12 protein-coding genes are annotated in these 14,404 nt (G+C 47.4%); 9 read left to right on the top strand and 3 right to left on the bottom strand.

What is annotated here, in order from left to right; genetic code table 11:
* Positions 1–57: 57 nt before the first annotated feature.
* The 6 genes from ACSF8W_RS18225 to ACSF8W_RS18200 all read left to right on the top strand — a co-directional run bounded on the left by ACSF8W_RS18225 (position 58) and on the right by ACSF8W_RS18200 (position 8,008).
* On the top strand, positions 58–1,287 hold the full coding sequence (locus tag ACSF8W_RS18225; RefSeq protein WP_500848581.1) for a PqiA/YebS family transporter subunit: 1,230 nt from the start codon (positions 58–60) through the stop codon (positions 1,285–1,287).
* The gene (locus ACSF8W_RS18220; RefSeq protein ID WP_500848580.1) at positions 1,235–3,862 is read left to right on the top strand and encodes an MlaD family protein; all 2,628 of its coding nucleotides are present in this window, start codon (positions 1,235–1,237) and stop codon (positions 3,860–3,862) included. The genes ACSF8W_RS18225 and ACSF8W_RS18220 overlap by 53 nt, the downstream gene beginning before the upstream one ends.
* A 114-nt stretch (positions 3,863–3,976) precedes the next feature.
* Positions 3,977–5,407 (top strand): 16S rRNA (cytosine(1407)-C(5))-methyltransferase RsmF, encoded by a 1,431-nt coding sequence (gene rsmF / locus ACSF8W_RS18215; protein ID WP_500848579.1) that lies wholly within the window; start codon positions 3,977–3,979, stop codon positions 5,405–5,407.
* 569 nt (positions 5,408–5,976) lie between these two features.
* The gene (locus tag ACSF8W_RS18210) at positions 5,977–6,564 is read left to right on the top strand and encodes an FMN-dependent NADH-azoreductase (RefSeq protein ID WP_500848578.1); all 588 of its coding nucleotides are present in this window, start codon (positions 5,977–5,979) and stop codon (positions 6,562–6,564) included.
* Between the two features lie 182 nt (positions 6,565–6,746).
* On the top strand, positions 6,747–7,217 hold the full coding sequence (locus ACSF8W_RS18205) for a hypothetical protein (protein ID WP_500848577.1): 471 nt from the start codon (positions 6,747–6,749) through the stop codon (positions 7,215–7,217).
* Between the two features lie 212 nt (positions 7,218–7,429).
* Positions 7,430–8,008 (top strand): hypothetical protein, encoded by a 579-nt coding sequence (locus ACSF8W_RS18200; protein ID WP_428478498.1) that lies wholly within the window; start codon positions 7,430–7,432, stop codon positions 8,006–8,008.
* Positions 8,009–8,189: 181 nt separating this feature from the next.
* Here the strand turns inward: ACSF8W_RS18200 and ACSF8W_RS18195 are convergent, their stop codons facing one another.
* Positions 8,190–9,788 carry a BCCT family transporter gene (locus tag ACSF8W_RS18195; RefSeq protein WP_500848576.1) on the bottom strand — a complete coding sequence of 533 codons (1,599 nt, stop codon included), beginning with the start codon at positions 9,786–9,788 and terminating at the stop codon, positions 8,190–8,192.
* Positions 9,789–10,370: 582 nt separating this feature from the next.
* Here ACSF8W_RS18195 and ACSF8W_RS18190 point away from each other — a divergent pair.
* A complete protein-coding gene (locus ACSF8W_RS18190) occupies positions 10,371–11,117 on the top strand; it encodes an alpha/beta fold hydrolase (RefSeq protein WP_500848575.1) in 747 nt (248 codons plus the stop codon).
* A 216-nt stretch (positions 11,118–11,333) separates the two neighbouring features.
* Here ACSF8W_RS18190 and ACSF8W_RS18185 read toward each other — a convergent pair whose 3' ends face one another.
* The gene (locus ACSF8W_RS18185; RefSeq protein WP_500848574.1) at positions 11,334–12,290 is read right to left on the bottom strand and encodes a Gfo/Idh/MocA family protein; all 957 of its coding nucleotides are present in this window, start codon (positions 12,288–12,290) and stop codon (positions 11,334–11,336) included.
* 173 nt (positions 12,291–12,463) lie between these two features.
* Between ACSF8W_RS18185 and ACSF8W_RS18180 the strand changes: the two genes are divergently transcribed.
* Complete coding sequence (locus ACSF8W_RS18180) at positions 12,464–13,204, top strand: phosphatase PAP2 family protein (RefSeq protein WP_500848573.1); 741 nt, start codon at positions 12,464–12,466, stop codon at positions 13,202–13,204.
* A 101-nt stretch (positions 13,205–13,305) separates the two neighbouring features.
* Here ACSF8W_RS18180 and ACSF8W_RS18175 read toward each other — a convergent pair whose 3' ends face one another.
* Positions 13,306–13,668: a helix-turn-helix domain-containing protein gene (locus ACSF8W_RS18175; protein WP_500848572.1), complete on the bottom strand. Its 363-nt coding sequence runs from the start codon at positions 13,666–13,668 to the stop codon at positions 13,306–13,308.
* Between the two features lie 400 nt (positions 13,669–14,068).
* Here ACSF8W_RS18175 and ACSF8W_RS18170 point away from each other — a divergent pair, with 400 nt between their 5' ends.
* Positions 14,069–14,341, top strand: coding sequence for a hypothetical protein (locus ACSF8W_RS18170; RefSeq protein ID WP_500848571.1), 273 nt, complete (start codon positions 14,069–14,071; stop codon positions 14,339–14,341).
* Positions 14,342–14,404 lie beyond the last annotated feature (63 nt).

Here is a 14,404-nt window from a genome sequence, read left to right as displayed (position 1 = left end):
CGACTTTTTTTGCGCATAATTTGACTTTCTTTTTGTTTTATAAAGGATTAATCCTCAATGACCACTGCGAGACTATGCCCAGATTGCGATCTGCCAGTGTTGCCACAGGTCGCTGAAAATGGGCAGAGTGCTTACTGTCCACGGTGCAATGCCCGACTCTATCGTGGCGGTTACTTTCGCTTCTCCAGTGAATTTGCCATCGCGCTGACCTGTTTAATCCTGATTGTTCCGGCACACCTGTTTCCCATGATCACCATTCGTCTGTTTGGTGTGATGATCCCTGCAACGTTGCCTTCAGGCACCATAGCGCTTGCCGCGGATTTCCCCGCTGTCGCCTTCTTGATCCTCTTTTGTAGTTCCATCGCCCCGGTGCTTGTGTGTGGTTCGGTGCTGACCGCGCAAATCGGTTTACGGTTCCGCCGCTTTAACCTGTTCCGGTATTCCATGTGGATCATCAGCCACCTTAAACACTGGGCCATGTTTGATGTCTTTCTGGTCAGCTTGGGGATTTCCTGTTTCAAGGTCCAAGACTATGCCGACATTTTTGTTGGCCCCGGCCTGTATAGCTTAGTGATGCTGCAAGTGTTGATGGCCGTTTTATTGTCACGCATCAGTGTCAGCCGTTATTGGGAAACCTGGCAGCCAGAAACCGAGCACGATGCCACCGAGCAATCCTTCCATTGTCACCAATGCCATATGACGCAGGGCGATCACAGTCACTGCATTCGTTGTGGCAGCGCGTTACATAAACGCCTACCCATGGCGATTCAAAAAACATGGGCGTACTTAATTGCGGCGACCGTGTTCATCTTCCCTGCCAACTTGTATCCCATCTCTATTTTCCTGAATAACGGGAAACGGGCGGAAGACACCATATTTTCGGGCGTGGCACATCTGGTAAAAACCGACATGCTGGGCATCGCCATTATTATCTTTGTCGCCAGTATTATTGTGCCTGTAGCGAAAATACTGGGACTGGCGTACATCTTGTTGACGATCCAATTTAAACGCCGTATTCACCACCTTCAACGAATGAAGCTTTATCGCTTTATTCAAATGATCGGTAAATGGTCAATGATGGACTTATTCGTTATCTCCATCATGGTCGCCTTGATTGACCGCGACCAGATACTGGACTTTACCCCCGGCCCCGGAGCGATTGCCTTCGGTGTTGTCGTGGTCTTAACCATGCTTGCAGCAGAAAGCTTAGATTCTCGTCTGATATGGGACAACTATGAACAACGGACTCAACCATCAACAACCCGAGCCTGTGAAAATAAGGCGTGATCGGGGGATCTCTCCCTTATGGATCCTACCGGTGTTGGCTTTAATTCTGGCAGGTTGGCTTGTTTTTAAAGCAGTCAATGATGCTGGCGAACGCATTCAAATTCACTTCAATGATGCGGCGGGTTTAATCGCAGGCCGTACGACCATCCGTTATCAAGGGCTGGAAGTGGGTATCGTGCGTGATGTGAATCTCTCCTCTGATCTACAAAGCATCTATGTAGAGGCTGACATTTACCCTGAAGCCGTGCGCACCCTCAAAGATGGCACGCGCTTCTGGCTGGTCAAACCCAAAGCCTCCATTACCGGTATCTCAGGCCTCGATGCCTTGGTATCCGGTAACTATATCGCCCTGCAACCGGGACCAGGGAAGTTCGCCAGTGAATTCACGGCATTGGACTCTCAACCGGCTGATACCCCTGTGGGTGACGGGCTAAAAATACAACTGCGCGCCCCCAACCTTGGCTCCATCAATATTGGCTCGCAAGTCCTGTATAAGAAGATCCCTGTCGGAGAGGTCTACAACTACACCCTGAGCAATAACAAAAAACGTGTCGTCATTGATGTGTTGATCAAGCCACAGTATGGCGAACTCGTGACCAATAAAAGCCGTTTTTGGAATGTCAGCGGCATGAGCGCGAACATTGGCTTTAATGGCGTCGATGTGCAATTTGAAAGCCTGTCGGCCATGATCAGTGGTGCGATTGCCTTTGACTCGCCAGATGAAGGCTTACCGATTGAACCTAACCACCTGTTCCGCCTTTACCCTGACTTGAATACCGCAGGCCGTGGTATTGCAATCAAAATTGAGCTGCCTGAAGGCAACAACATCAGTACCAGTGGCGCACCGATTGTGTACCGTGGTTTGCAGATCGGCCAAATCTCCGATCTACGTTTAGATGAAGACCGCCAGAAAATCATTGCCCATGCTGCGATTGAACCTAGCATGAGTGATTTGCTGACCACCGGTTCGCGCCTGTTATTGGAAGAAGCCGAACTGTCACTCAATGGCGTGAAGAACATCGGTAACCTTATTCGCGGTAACTTCCTGACCCTGATCCCCGGTGAAGGCGATGCAACCCGTCAGTTTGTTGCGATTAGCCAAGATGAACTGCAAGAGCAACAGCCGGGTGTGGCAAACTTTGCCTTGTATGCCAGCGAAAGTTTCGGCATTAAGCGTGGCACCAAATTGATGCACCGTGGCATTGAAGTCGGCCGCGTGAAATCCGTTAAACTGGATGGCAAACATGTGCGTTTCAATGTGCTTGTGCGTCCGGAATACACCCAATTGGTTCGTTCACAAAGTCGCTTCTATATCGACGGCGGCATTAAAGCCAACTTGAGTGCGCAAGGATTGGATGTGTCTGTTCCCCCTGCCGATCAACTGATCACACAAGCGATCAGCTTTACCAGCAGCGGCGGTCAGAAAATTCAATCGCAGTATCCCCTGTATAAGAGTCACCAGCTCGCGACACTTGCGGCTGAAAAAGCACAAGGCGTTGGCGCGGTAACCCTGTATGCTGATGCGCTGCCACCGGTTTCAGCTGGCAGCCCGGTCCTGTATCGCAACATGCAGGTGGGTGAAGTCAAAGACTATGCCCTATCCCGTGACGGTGTCACTCTTTCGCTTAATATTGAAAATAAATACCGCCACTTGATCACGGCAGATACCGTGTTCTGGAACCGTTCTGGTGTCGAAGTTGATGCAGGGTTAGGCGGTGTGAAAATCAAAGCCGATCCACTGTCAACGTTAATCAAAGGTGGTATCGCTTTTGATAACATGAAAGGGATCAGCAACCGTTCGGGCTCACGCTATAAGCTCTACCCTAGCTTTAATGATGCCAAAGACTTTGGTTTGCTGATTTCCATGATTGCGAAAGATGCTAAATCCATTGCGGTCAATACCGATATCCGCTACCAAGGTGTGAACGTGGGTAAAGTGGTGGAAACTACCCCGGATTTCACCAAAGGTAATGTCATGGTGAAAGCGCGTCTGTTCCCGAAATATGCCGATTTACTGGCAAAATCAGACAGCTATTTCTGGGTCGTGACACCCAAAATCAGCCTGACCGGTGCCAAAGATCTCGATACCTTGATCAGCAGCTACATTGCCGTGACACCAGGCAAAGGCACGTATTCACAAACCTTTACCCTTGGCACGGCAGAGTTGATCAACGCTGGCCTGACCGTGGTGCTGGAAAGTGAAAACCGCGATTCCATTTCAGAAGGCACCCCGCTGTTGTACCGTGATATTCAGGTCGGTCAGGTTGTCGATGTCGCTCTGGGTGAGTTGGCCGATCGCGTGATCATCAAAGCGCAGATTGAGCAAGCATATAGCCACCTTGTACGCACTGATTCCGTATTTTGGAATGTATCAGGCGTGGATGTCACCATTGGCCTGACTGGCGCCAATGTACAGACCGGCACCGTGGATAGCTTACTGCGTGGCGGGATCGCTTTTGCTACGCCAGAGGAACAACCCCTGTCACCCAAAGCCAAAGCCGAGAGCCACTTCTTGCTTCACCAAACGGTGGATCCGGAATGGAAAACATGGCGTACCGCGATCCCGAAACACTGATCCGGTTTCCCTTCTTCTCTCCCCACAGAAAGGAGCGCATTGCGCTCCTTTCTTTTTACGTCCTGAATCACAAATGGTAAACTCTGCTCACTGCTAGATAATCGAGACATTCCCTTGCACCCTAATATCCATATCCCCGACGCTTTCATTGAACAAATCCGCCAAATCATTCCTGCCCATCTTGATTTAGATGAGTTCATTGCGATTTGTAAGACCCCGTTGCGTCGTAGTATTCGTGTGAATACCTTAAAAATCAGCGTTGACGATTTTCTAGCGCGCGTAGCTGACAAAGACTGGACCCTCACCCCTGTGCCTTGGTGTGATACCGGCTTTTGGATTGAGCGTGAAGACGAAAACACCGTGTCGCTGGGCAATACTGCCGAGCACATGGCGGGCTTGTTCTACATTCAAGAAGCCAGTTCCATGATGCCTGTGACGGCCTTGCTAAAAGATAACGACGCCCTCGACTGCGTGTTAGACATGGCTTCCGCACCAGGCTCTAAAACCACCCAAATTGCGTGTGCCATGCAAAACCGTGGTGCACTGGTTGCCAACGAATTGGCGGCGAGTCGCATTAAAGTACTGCACGCCAACTTACAACGTTGTGGTGTGTACAACGCAGCCCTGACCCACTTTGACGGTTGTGTGTTTGGTGGTTGGGCACCAGAAGCGTTCGACTCTATCTTGCTGGATGCACCATGCTCTGGCGAAGGTGCGATCCGAAAAGATGATGATGCGATGGAAAACTGGAGCTTGGCGTCTGTTGAAGATATCGCCAGCGTTCAGCGTGATTTGATCATCAGCGGTTTCCAAGCCTTGAAACCGGGCGGTGTGATGGTGTACTCAACCTGCACCTTAAACCTGAGTGAAAACCAAAAAGTGTGCCAACACTTGAAAGAGACATTCGGTGAGGCGGTCGCGTTTGAATCGCTGGCGGATCTGTTTGATGGTGCAGAAAAAGCGCTGACAGAAGAAGGCTTCTTGCACGTTTACCCGCAAATTTACGACAGCGAAGGCTTCTTCGTGGCGCGTATTCGCAAATTAGCTGCGGTTGAATCCCCTGCGGTCAAAAAACGCAAAGGCAAGTTCCCGTTCTCACCCGCATCCGACAAAGATGCAGAAGCGATCGCAGAGCATTTTAAAGCCGATATCGACATGGCCATTCCTGCAGGTAGCGATCTTTGGTTACGCGATAAAGAAGTTTGGTTGTTCCCTGCTCAGCTGCGTAATCTGTTGGATGAAATTCGCTTCCAGCGCATTGGCATCAAATTGGCAGAACAGCACAAGAAAGGCTATCGCTGGCAGCACGAGGCCATCATGACACTGGCCAAAGGCAATGAAAGCACTGCGATTGCGTTAACATCGACACAAGCGAAAGAATGGTTCATGGGTCGCGACATTCGCCCAGAAGACCTTTCAGGTAAAGGCGAAGTGATTGTGACCTACCGTGACTACCCAATTGGGATCGGTAAATGGGTGGGTAATCGTATTAAAAATGGTCTGCCGCGAGAATTAGTGCGCGACACGAACCTTTTTGATATTTAAGCCTGACGCACAACGGTAAATGCGCACGGCACGCACTCAACCTCATCGTCGTCAAAACGTGTACGGTCAGTCGGTCATAAAGCAGATCAAGTAACTGCCATATAATTACGCGCCGCGTGGTATTTTTTTGTTAAGTATCAGAGTTGAATAACATTCTCTTTACTAAAACTGGCAAATGATGCTGCGTGAACTACCATTGATAGTGTAATTGATCTCCATTTACTAACCAGTTAGCGCAAGGCTCTCACGAGCCATTCCCCTAAGCCCGAGACAGGAGTCGTTTCGGGCTATTTTTTGTCTTTTTCATCATGTTTGAATTTTTCGTCCTTTCTATCCATCAGGCACTCTCTTCTCTTTAAATTCAAAGAGACAATATCCCATCGTTTTGCAAACGCCCTGTTTATTCCTAGACATAGGGAACTCGCCCTCCTCAGTTTAACGAAAAAAACTTGTTCGAATTTTTCGAACATATAGCCCAGATTTTTCCGCTATCCTGATCCATCACGTCACCGTATAGTATGTACATACCTTACAGACAACGTATAAAACAGAGATTAAGGACACAAACAATGGCAAACGTACTCGTAATTAAATCAAGCATTCTTGGCTACTACTCTCAATCTAACGGCCTGATCGATCACCTGGTTGATAGCCTAGAAACCGCATCTATCATTGAGCGTGATTTAGCGACGACACCCGTACCCGTCCTTGATGGTGAAATTGCAGGGGGTTTACGCGGTGGCGATAACCTGACCCAAAAGCAGCAAGACGCATTGAACTTGTCTAACCAACTGATTGATGAGATTCACGCCAGCGACACCCTTGTTATCGGCGCGCCAATGTACAATTTCTCTATCCCAACACAATTGAAGAACTGGTTTGACTTAATCGCGCGTGCTGGCGTCACGTTCAGCTACACAGAGAACGGTCCTGTTGGCCTACTAACCGGTAAGAAAGTGATTGTCGTAACGACACGTGGTGGCATGCACAAAGATGGCGCAACAGACACCATGGTGCCTTACCTGAAAACCATTTTGGGCTTTGTCGGTATGACCGATGTGCAATTTGTCTATGCCGAAGCCCTGAACATGGGTGAAGAGATGGCAAGCAAAGGCCTAGAAAACGCGAAAGCTGAAATCGCAAGCCTCGCAAAATAAGCATTATACCGAGCCCCAACGACACACAACCCCCATCCTGTTGTATGTCGTTGGGGCTTTTTTATTTATCCGGCTCACACATTTTCCTCTTCTTTCAGTAATCTATCGAAATCCTGTTTATCTTCTGGCATAGAAAGATACCTTCGAAAATTGAACGACATCATCAAGAACGGAAGCTAACTATGTACTCAACAAACCCTTTTACTGATCCCGATAGAGCCGCCATTTGGGAAATGCTGGTCACGCGTGATATCAAAGCCTATTGCGATGCCGACTGGCGTCAGGTCGAAAATGATTTTATCGAAGACGAATTCTTTGCCGTCAATGCAGGTAAACAGGTCGACCCCGGCGCTTGGGATCTCGCGTTTTCGAGTCTTGCGCATTACAGGGATGAATGGGTAAAACAAGCCAAGCTAGCCGCAGACACCGAGTACGCAGAACCCCTAGAAGCCGCCGTGCATGCGGCAACGACGCTAGAAAGCATTATCATTGAAAATGGCCGCGCCATTGCCCGTAAACAATTCAATGGCGAAATCAAACGCGCAGACGGCCAAAACGATACGCTGCTATGGCAAACCCTGTATTACCTCAAGCACACCCCACAAGGCTGGAAAATTTGCGGCTTTACCGGCTATCTGCCTTACACCGCATGAGTTTTCAACGCTGATATCACCTTCCTTTTTATGGGTATCCCTGCTGTGCTTTCACAGCAGGGATACCCAATGTTTCATACCGTCTTCATCCCCCCTCATAGTTACGCGCTTTGTCTTACGCCTGCGACGACGGCATCTATACTGATAAAGTCATAATCTATGACCTTGTGAATGACACCATGATGTCATTTTAATCAGTTGGAGTTAATATCATGGTTACTCCCCGTAAAACAAAACACTGTCTCGCGGTTGCCCTGTCTTGCAGCCTGCTCTCTTTTTCCGCTATGGCTGATGACAGCGCCACAAGCAGTAAAGCACTTAGCGCTGACGAACTCATGACCGACCGAATTGGTCGCGCGCGTTCTGCCGCGCCTGAATCTATCAGTCATAAAGCCACTATCATTGTCGATGGGAAAGTCGTGGTCAAAGGCACCAATGGCTGGACATGCTTGCCTGATACCTTCCCCGGTGATGGCATGCCAATGTGTAACGATGCGGTATGGATGGAAATGCTGTCTGCAATGATGAAAAAAGAGGATTTCAACGCGACCAAGATCGGCATCTCTTACATGCTACAGGGGGATCGCGGGGCGGGTGTCAGTAACAGTGACCCTTTCCACAAAGAACCCAAGAAAGCCAAAGACTATGTGGAAACAGGCCCACACTTAATGATCATCGTGCCAAAAGAAATGCTTGCCGGCATCACGGATGATCCCAGCACCGGTGGCCCTTATGTGATGTGGAAAGACACCCCGTATGTGCACATCATGGTGCCCGTGGCAGACAAATAACGGCATACTTGGGCATATTACGGCTATCAAGCACTAATCGCCGGTTACTCTATGGCAAATTAACCGCAAACGGCGATTTTCATGTCCGTTTTCAAGGCGCAAAAAAATGGCCCGATACTCACCGTATCGGGCCATTGCTATTCATCTTATCTTACGACGACGGGTCTTGCGACTAATGCGATCAGTACGATGAGGAATTCACCGCCTTCTCAGACGACCAACGCATACTCGCCTGCGCTAAACCGTCTGATTGTGCTTGCTGCTGAGTTTCACGTTTGGCTTCCATACGCAATACAGCCAGAGGCCCCGTCACCAGCGTTGCTGCAATCAATAGTGAAACCGGCACCGCCGTAATTACAATGAATGATTGCAACGCACCTAAGCCACCATCACCTGCCACCAGCAAAACGGCAGCAATACAGCCCATCACAACCGCCCAAAACAGACGCTGTGTTTTCGTTGGCTGATTATCACCCGACACGACCATCGCAATGGAATACGCCATGGAATCACCCGTTGTCACAACAAACGTGGTGGTCAACACCAAAAAGGCCGGGATCAACACCTCGTTAAACGGTAGCTGCGCCAGAGAGGCCAACAATACCGCGGGTAGCCCAGACTCGGCCAATGGCCCTGCAATCACACCCGGTGTTTGCAGCTCAAAGAAAATACCGGTGCCGCCCAATACGGTAAACCAGAAGTTCGTCACAATCGGGGCAGCAATCGCTACGGTGATCACCAACTCTCGAATGGTGCGGCCTTCAGAGATACGGGCAATGAAAATCGCCATCATTGGAGCAAACCCAATGAACCATCCCCAGAAGAACCATGTCCACCATTGATTCCATTCAGGGGCATCGGTGTTCACACTCATTTCAGGCAAGTGTTGCAAGTATGCACCAAAGGCAAGACCAAAGTGTTCAAAAATGAAGGCGGTCGGGCCAAACACGAGCAGAACCATGAGCAACGCAAACGCACCAATGATGTTAAAGCGGCTCAGCCATTGCAGCCCCTTATCCATACCGGTAAACGCAGACAACGAATAAATCGCGACAACAAACGCTAGAATACCCAACTGCGTTGTGGTGGTGTTTTCCAACCCTGCCACCACTTCCAAGCTATACCCTAGCTGAGAAGCTAAAAAGCCAATCGGCCCAATCGTACCCGCTGCCACGGCAATGATCGCACAGGCATCAATCACCGATCCGATCCAATGCTGTTCTAACTTGTGACCCACCAAAGGATACAGCAACGCACGTGGACGCAGTTTCACCCCACCCTGATGATGTGCATACATCAACACAATCGTTGCCAGCGTACCTAATGCCGCCCAGGCCAAGAAGCCCCAGTGCATGAAACTTTGGCTAAGTGCCGGTACCACAGCCTCAGCCGTTTGCGACTCAATGCCCGTAAAGCTGGGTGGTAATGTCATGAAGTGATAAATCGGTTCAGCCGCTGACCAAAACACCCCGCCACCGGCTAACAAAGTACACATGATCATCGCTAACCAACGAAATGTACCAATATCCGGTGTCGCACGAGATCCTAACCGCTGTTTACCATAGCGACTAACGCCGATCACAATCGCAATCACTGCATTCAACACCATCAACCATTGCCAGAATGGACCGAACGTATCCGTTGCCATTGCAAAAGCCGAATCAATGAGCTGCCGCACATGCGCCATATCATAGAGGGAGAAAAACAGGAACAGGCTAAAAAAGCCAATCGTTAGAGTAGAAACGGTTTTATCAGCACCTTTCGGTGTTTTAGTCAGCATAATCATCTCACGGTTTGTGTGAGGGGCGGCACCTTAGCAGCTCAAATGGTATCTTTCCAGAGAAATATTGCTTATTTTATTGATGGTTAGTGATTTATCGCTGTCTAAATGCACAATTTTTAGTGTGATTATAGGGGGTTACAAATGTTAACAGTTATAACGCACACAATAGCAAATTCATTCGTACACAAACAATTATCAGTATGGTGTGTTTGAAATTTCATCGACACCTTATTTTGACTTGCGACAGGTAAAACAACCGGCCTTCTATGCCGATTCCAAAACTGGATACCGCAGCCAGATAGCAAGGCGAAATAACCAGACGAGATAACCAGACGAGATAACAGCGACATAGCATTAATTTTAATAACATCACAACCGAAGAAAATTCATAGTCATGACATATCCCCACTATCACACTGAAATAAAAAGAAATACGAAAAACATGTGCCACTAATGTTCGACACCTCAATTACATCTATTTTTGACTTATGCATCAATAATCTATCGTCACAAGGTATTAACCTGACTTATTTCGAGGCTAAAACTAAATTCAGGCTAAATTAAAACAAAGGACTGGACATGAATTTTTCTGTTGTCGGACAAGGTACGCCAATTATTTTACTCCCTGGATTATTTGCTGGAAGCTGGATTTGGGATGATGTGAAAAGTGATTTAGTGAATAAAGGATGTAAAGTCTATACATTAGATGAACCCATCCCCCTTTCAATGAAAGGGTCAATTGATTTTGCTTTATTAAAGCTAGAAGAAATCGTCAATGTTTGTGAGCAAAAACCTATCATTGCTGGAAATTCAATGGGGGGATTAATTGCCCTCGAATATGCGAGACAATATGAAGATAAAATTGACGGTATTATCGTCAGTGGCTCACCCGGATTGACTGAACTTGAAACCGGCGTAACACTTTCTGACCTGCGTAGTGGTAGTTTTGATAAGGCCTATCTGTTAGCTGAGCGTGTTTTTTTCGATAAATCATTGATCCCTGATCACGGTGTTACCGAGATATCGCAACTTTTTGGTGATAAACGGGCTTTTCTCAATATAGCCAAGTGGTTAGGGTTTAGCCGTGACTATAATATTTCGCAGGCGATAAATAACATCAACCTAAATATTCAACTTGTTTGGGGGTCCCATGATGAGATCACCCCTATTACGCCTTGGGCTAAGCTGACAAATATCCACGATAATTTATCCATGAAAATCATTGACCGATGTGGCCACAGCCCGATGCTTGAATCACCCTTACAATTTTCAAATACGATTATTGAATATTCTACATCATTTCATCTTGAAGATGAGTGTGTATGATAACTCATCAAATATAAGAATCCTGTTACACGCATTATATTAATTCCAGTGACATGATAAAAGTAGTAATTAATCACCGTAAGTAATTAGTCATAAATAGCATAGGTGACATGATTAAACATTTACTACGATAGGTATAACACAGGCTTACATATTTTCGCTGTAATACGTCTTACTGTAATACAAACGAAAAGAATAAGCCTGTGCGCTGACGGATTAACGCATTGATATATGCTGTAAGATATATTCCGCTAATTTATGAGTATGTAAATTACGGTCGGTAAAATACTCCGCCTGCCGCCCCGCGGAGACAACATCAAGCCAATGTTCAGCCATACCATGGAATCCTTTTGATGCCAACATTGGTGTCCAGTCAGGTAATCTTAATCGCTGTTCTTGATTGGCCTGCCAACACACACCTTCCGTCATCGAATCAAAGCGATAACTCTTATTGTGATACAGCGCCGTAACGGTTTCACTCGTTATGCCATGTAAACGGTTCATGGAAGCCTGAAACAAGGCATCGTGTTCTTGCCACTGCACATCAAGGCGTGTCATACGTGGTAACTCACCCGCAGGTGACTGACCTTTCTCAAATTGTACATTAACCTGTACGTCGTCAGGCTTCACGTTCGCATAAACATTAATGCTATCTAACGGGTGAATAAAATCATCGAACACGAACGTACGCGCTTCACCCGGTAAGTCATAACGATGCTTTTCCCAACGCAAACCCTGCAATACCTGCTGTGCGTTACCGTCCTCCCCTGTCATGCCCGTAAGATGCGCTTGGTACAGCGGAATGTAACGGCGGTTAAAGCCCATAAAAATCGGCAATGCCTTGCGCGCTGCCAACTCATGTAAGCGTTCACAGTCGGCATAATTATCCGCTAACGGTTTATCCACAAAAACAGGCAAACCAAGGTTTAAAAAGAACGTCGCCATATCAACATGTACACTTGTTGCAGCATGAATCATCACCGCATCTAAACGTGCGGAAGCCAATTCACGGTAGTCAGTATACCAATCCGAAATCCGGTACTGCGCCGCTAACTCTGCCAGCTGTTGCGGTTGACGCGTACAAAACACCCACTCCACACCGCCGATTTGAGTGAGCACAGGCAGATGCGCTTTAACCGCAATATCACCCAATCCTATTAACGCAATTCTCATTCTATTTCCTTTCTCAGATTTATTACAAAGACATCAACACCCACTGAAATCGAACATAACTTAGACACAAAATACGCCAGTGGCATCAAATACTGCGTGAAATGACATTTATTTTACGTTGCTGCTTCTAGACTTTGCTACCATCAAATCCCTTTTTCCAATGTTGTAGCGCCATGTCTTTACGTTCTTTCTTCAGTACAAAAATCCCTGGGCTGATTGCCCTGCTGATTTTCGCCACACTGCTGTCGGGTGTGTTGATGTTTTACTCACAAGCCAACCTTGCTGCGCCAGTTTCCGATGCTATCGGGATGTTCTTTTCATCATTGACTTTCTCTGCCGGTAATCCTGGCTTTTTGATCACGATTAGTTTACTGATGACGATCCCACTGGCACTAAAGCTACCACGTAAAACCGTGTGTAAGCTGGGTATCCAGTTTGCCATTTTACTGGTGTTAAGCTTTGCTGCCAAAAGTGGATTAAAACACCTCACGGAAGTTCCCCGTCCTTATACTTATGAATTGGAAGCGCTTAGCATTGTCTCTTCACCAGAGGATTTCTATCGAATGGATGAAGCAGGGAAAGATCACGCGGTACACGCAGCCAGTCAGCACATTAGCGCATGGCGCATCAATCACTGGTTGGGGGAAACCAATTATTCACTGCCTTCTGGCCATACCATTTTTGCGGCGGTTTGTGTGGTGTTCTGGGGGGGATTTTTCTTGCGCAGAAAATATTACCTGCCAACGGCAGTCTTGATCTTATGGGCGATGGGCGTGGGCGTCAGCCGTATTTGGCTGGGCATGCATTGGCCGACGGATCTCTTAGCCTCGATTTGTTGCGCAGCCATGCTGTATCTTTGTGTGCCAGAATGGCAAAGCGATAACACAATCGCAGCAGACAGTCACCGTCAATAGCGGCCTTGTTAAACAGCAGACATAAAAAAGCCCTCGTTATGAGGGCTTTTTTATTGTTCGGTTATTATTAAGCGGTGCCATTGCATTGTCTATGACGCAACTTAGGCGGTCGTCATATCGACACTGTGTACGTATTCCACCACAATCTGGTTACCGCTATAGCGCACATTCTTGATATCACCATCAACAATATACGTGTTTGTTAACGTCACTTGGTTTGGCAATAGGCTGCCGACCTGATTACGCAATGAAGGGAGCGTTAACACAGGATCAACCCCAATATAACTACAGAACTGCGTAACGAAGCGGTGTTCCAATGGTACGCTTCCGCGCAAAATATCTGAAAAGACCAATTGGCTAACGCCTAACTTTTTCGCCATTTCAATCTGCGTGACACGCATCTTCGCTTTGTAACTCATCCATGTGTCGTGTAGTACCTGACGGTCCTGTTCTGTGTATTGCATCCCGAAAAATCCCAAAAAGCCATAAATTTCTAATTGTAGTTATTAAATCCTACACGACCGGATTTTTTGTCAGAAAAAAGTCAGTCTTTATGACGTTGAAAGCCACGTCACACAAGGCTCCATCGCTTTACAGCCCTGTTTCTGTCGAATCCCAGTGACGGTTCAAAGACTTGTCATTTTTTGACCTATCGCAATTTTCTTTCCATGTTGTGATTGTGATTTCGTGACATTGATAGATATAATCAGCGTTATGTTTAGGATGTGTGGTTCGTGTATGCGCTTACAGCAATTGATCACAAAATGTGTTATCGCCTTGATGCTGATTATTTCAGTCTCTTTTGGCGTCAGTGCATCTGTATCAATCAGCCATAGCATGTCAAGCGATATGCAGGCACATTGCATGATGAACATGCCTAGCGCCACCCAGTGCTGCGAGTCGATGTTGATGCATGATCTTGCCGCGATGTCTGCCGCCGATAACAACCACCCCACGCACCCTTCCAGCGATTCCTGTTGCAGTGATACAGAATGTCACTCACATAGCCTGAATCTGGCGATATTAGCTGACACCTTGGCTTACCATTCCTTTAAACCAACACAAGGGTTTGATGAGCGCGAAGGAGAACGTCTTTCCTACACTGAGTTCATTTTCCGTCCTCCCACTACCTGTTGATTGTTTGCCATCCCCTTTGATGCATTCAAGCGCTCTGTTGCGCGCGCATCTGTCGATATAAAC

It is taken from the genome of Photobacterium sp. 270122K (assembly GCF_059941365.1).
The sequence above is the reverse complement of the archived record's forward strand: the minus strand, read 5'-3'. Positions and strand labels throughout refer to the sequence as shown.

Coding starts and splice junctions, on each gene's coding strand:
- ACSF8W_RS18225 (WP_500848581.1), top strand. CDS start 58: ATGACCACTGCGAGACTATGCCCAGATTGCGATCTGCCAGTGTTGCCA.
- ACSF8W_RS18185 (WP_500848574.1), bottom strand. CDS start 12,290: ATGAGAATTGCGTTAATAGGATTGGGTGATATTGCGGTTAAAGCGCAT.
- ACSF8W_RS18210 (WP_500848578.1), top strand. CDS start 5,977: ATGGCAAACGTACTCGTAATTAAATCAAGCATTCTTGGCTACTACTCT.
- ACSF8W_RS18175 (WP_500848572.1), bottom strand. CDS start 13,668: ATGCAATACACAGAACAGGACCGTCAGGTACTACACGACACATGGATG.
- ACSF8W_RS18195 (WP_500848576.1), bottom strand. CDS start 9,788: ATGCTGACTAAAACACCGAAAGGTGCTGATAAAACCGTTTCTACTCTA.
- ACSF8W_RS18205 (WP_500848577.1), top strand. CDS start 6,747: ATGTACTCAACAAACCCTTTTACTGATCCCGATAGAGCCGCCATTTGG.
- ACSF8W_RS18170 (WP_500848571.1), top strand. CDS start 14,069: ATGATGAACATGCCTAGCGCCACCCAGTGCTGCGAGTCGATGTTGATG.
- ACSF8W_RS18190 (WP_500848575.1), top strand. CDS start 10,371: ATGAATTTTTCTGTTGTCGGACAAGGTACGCCAATTATTTTACTCCCT.
- ACSF8W_RS18180 (WP_500848573.1), top strand. CDS start 12,464: ATGTCTTTACGTTCTTTCTTCAGTACAAAAATCCCTGGGCTGATTGCC.
- ACSF8W_RS18200 (WP_428478498.1), top strand. CDS start 7,430: ATGGTTACTCCCCGTAAAACAAAACACTGTCTCGCGGTTGCCCTGTCT.
- ACSF8W_RS18220 (WP_500848580.1), top strand. CDS start 1,235: ATGAACAACGGACTCAACCATCAACAACCCGAGCCTGTGAAAATAAGG.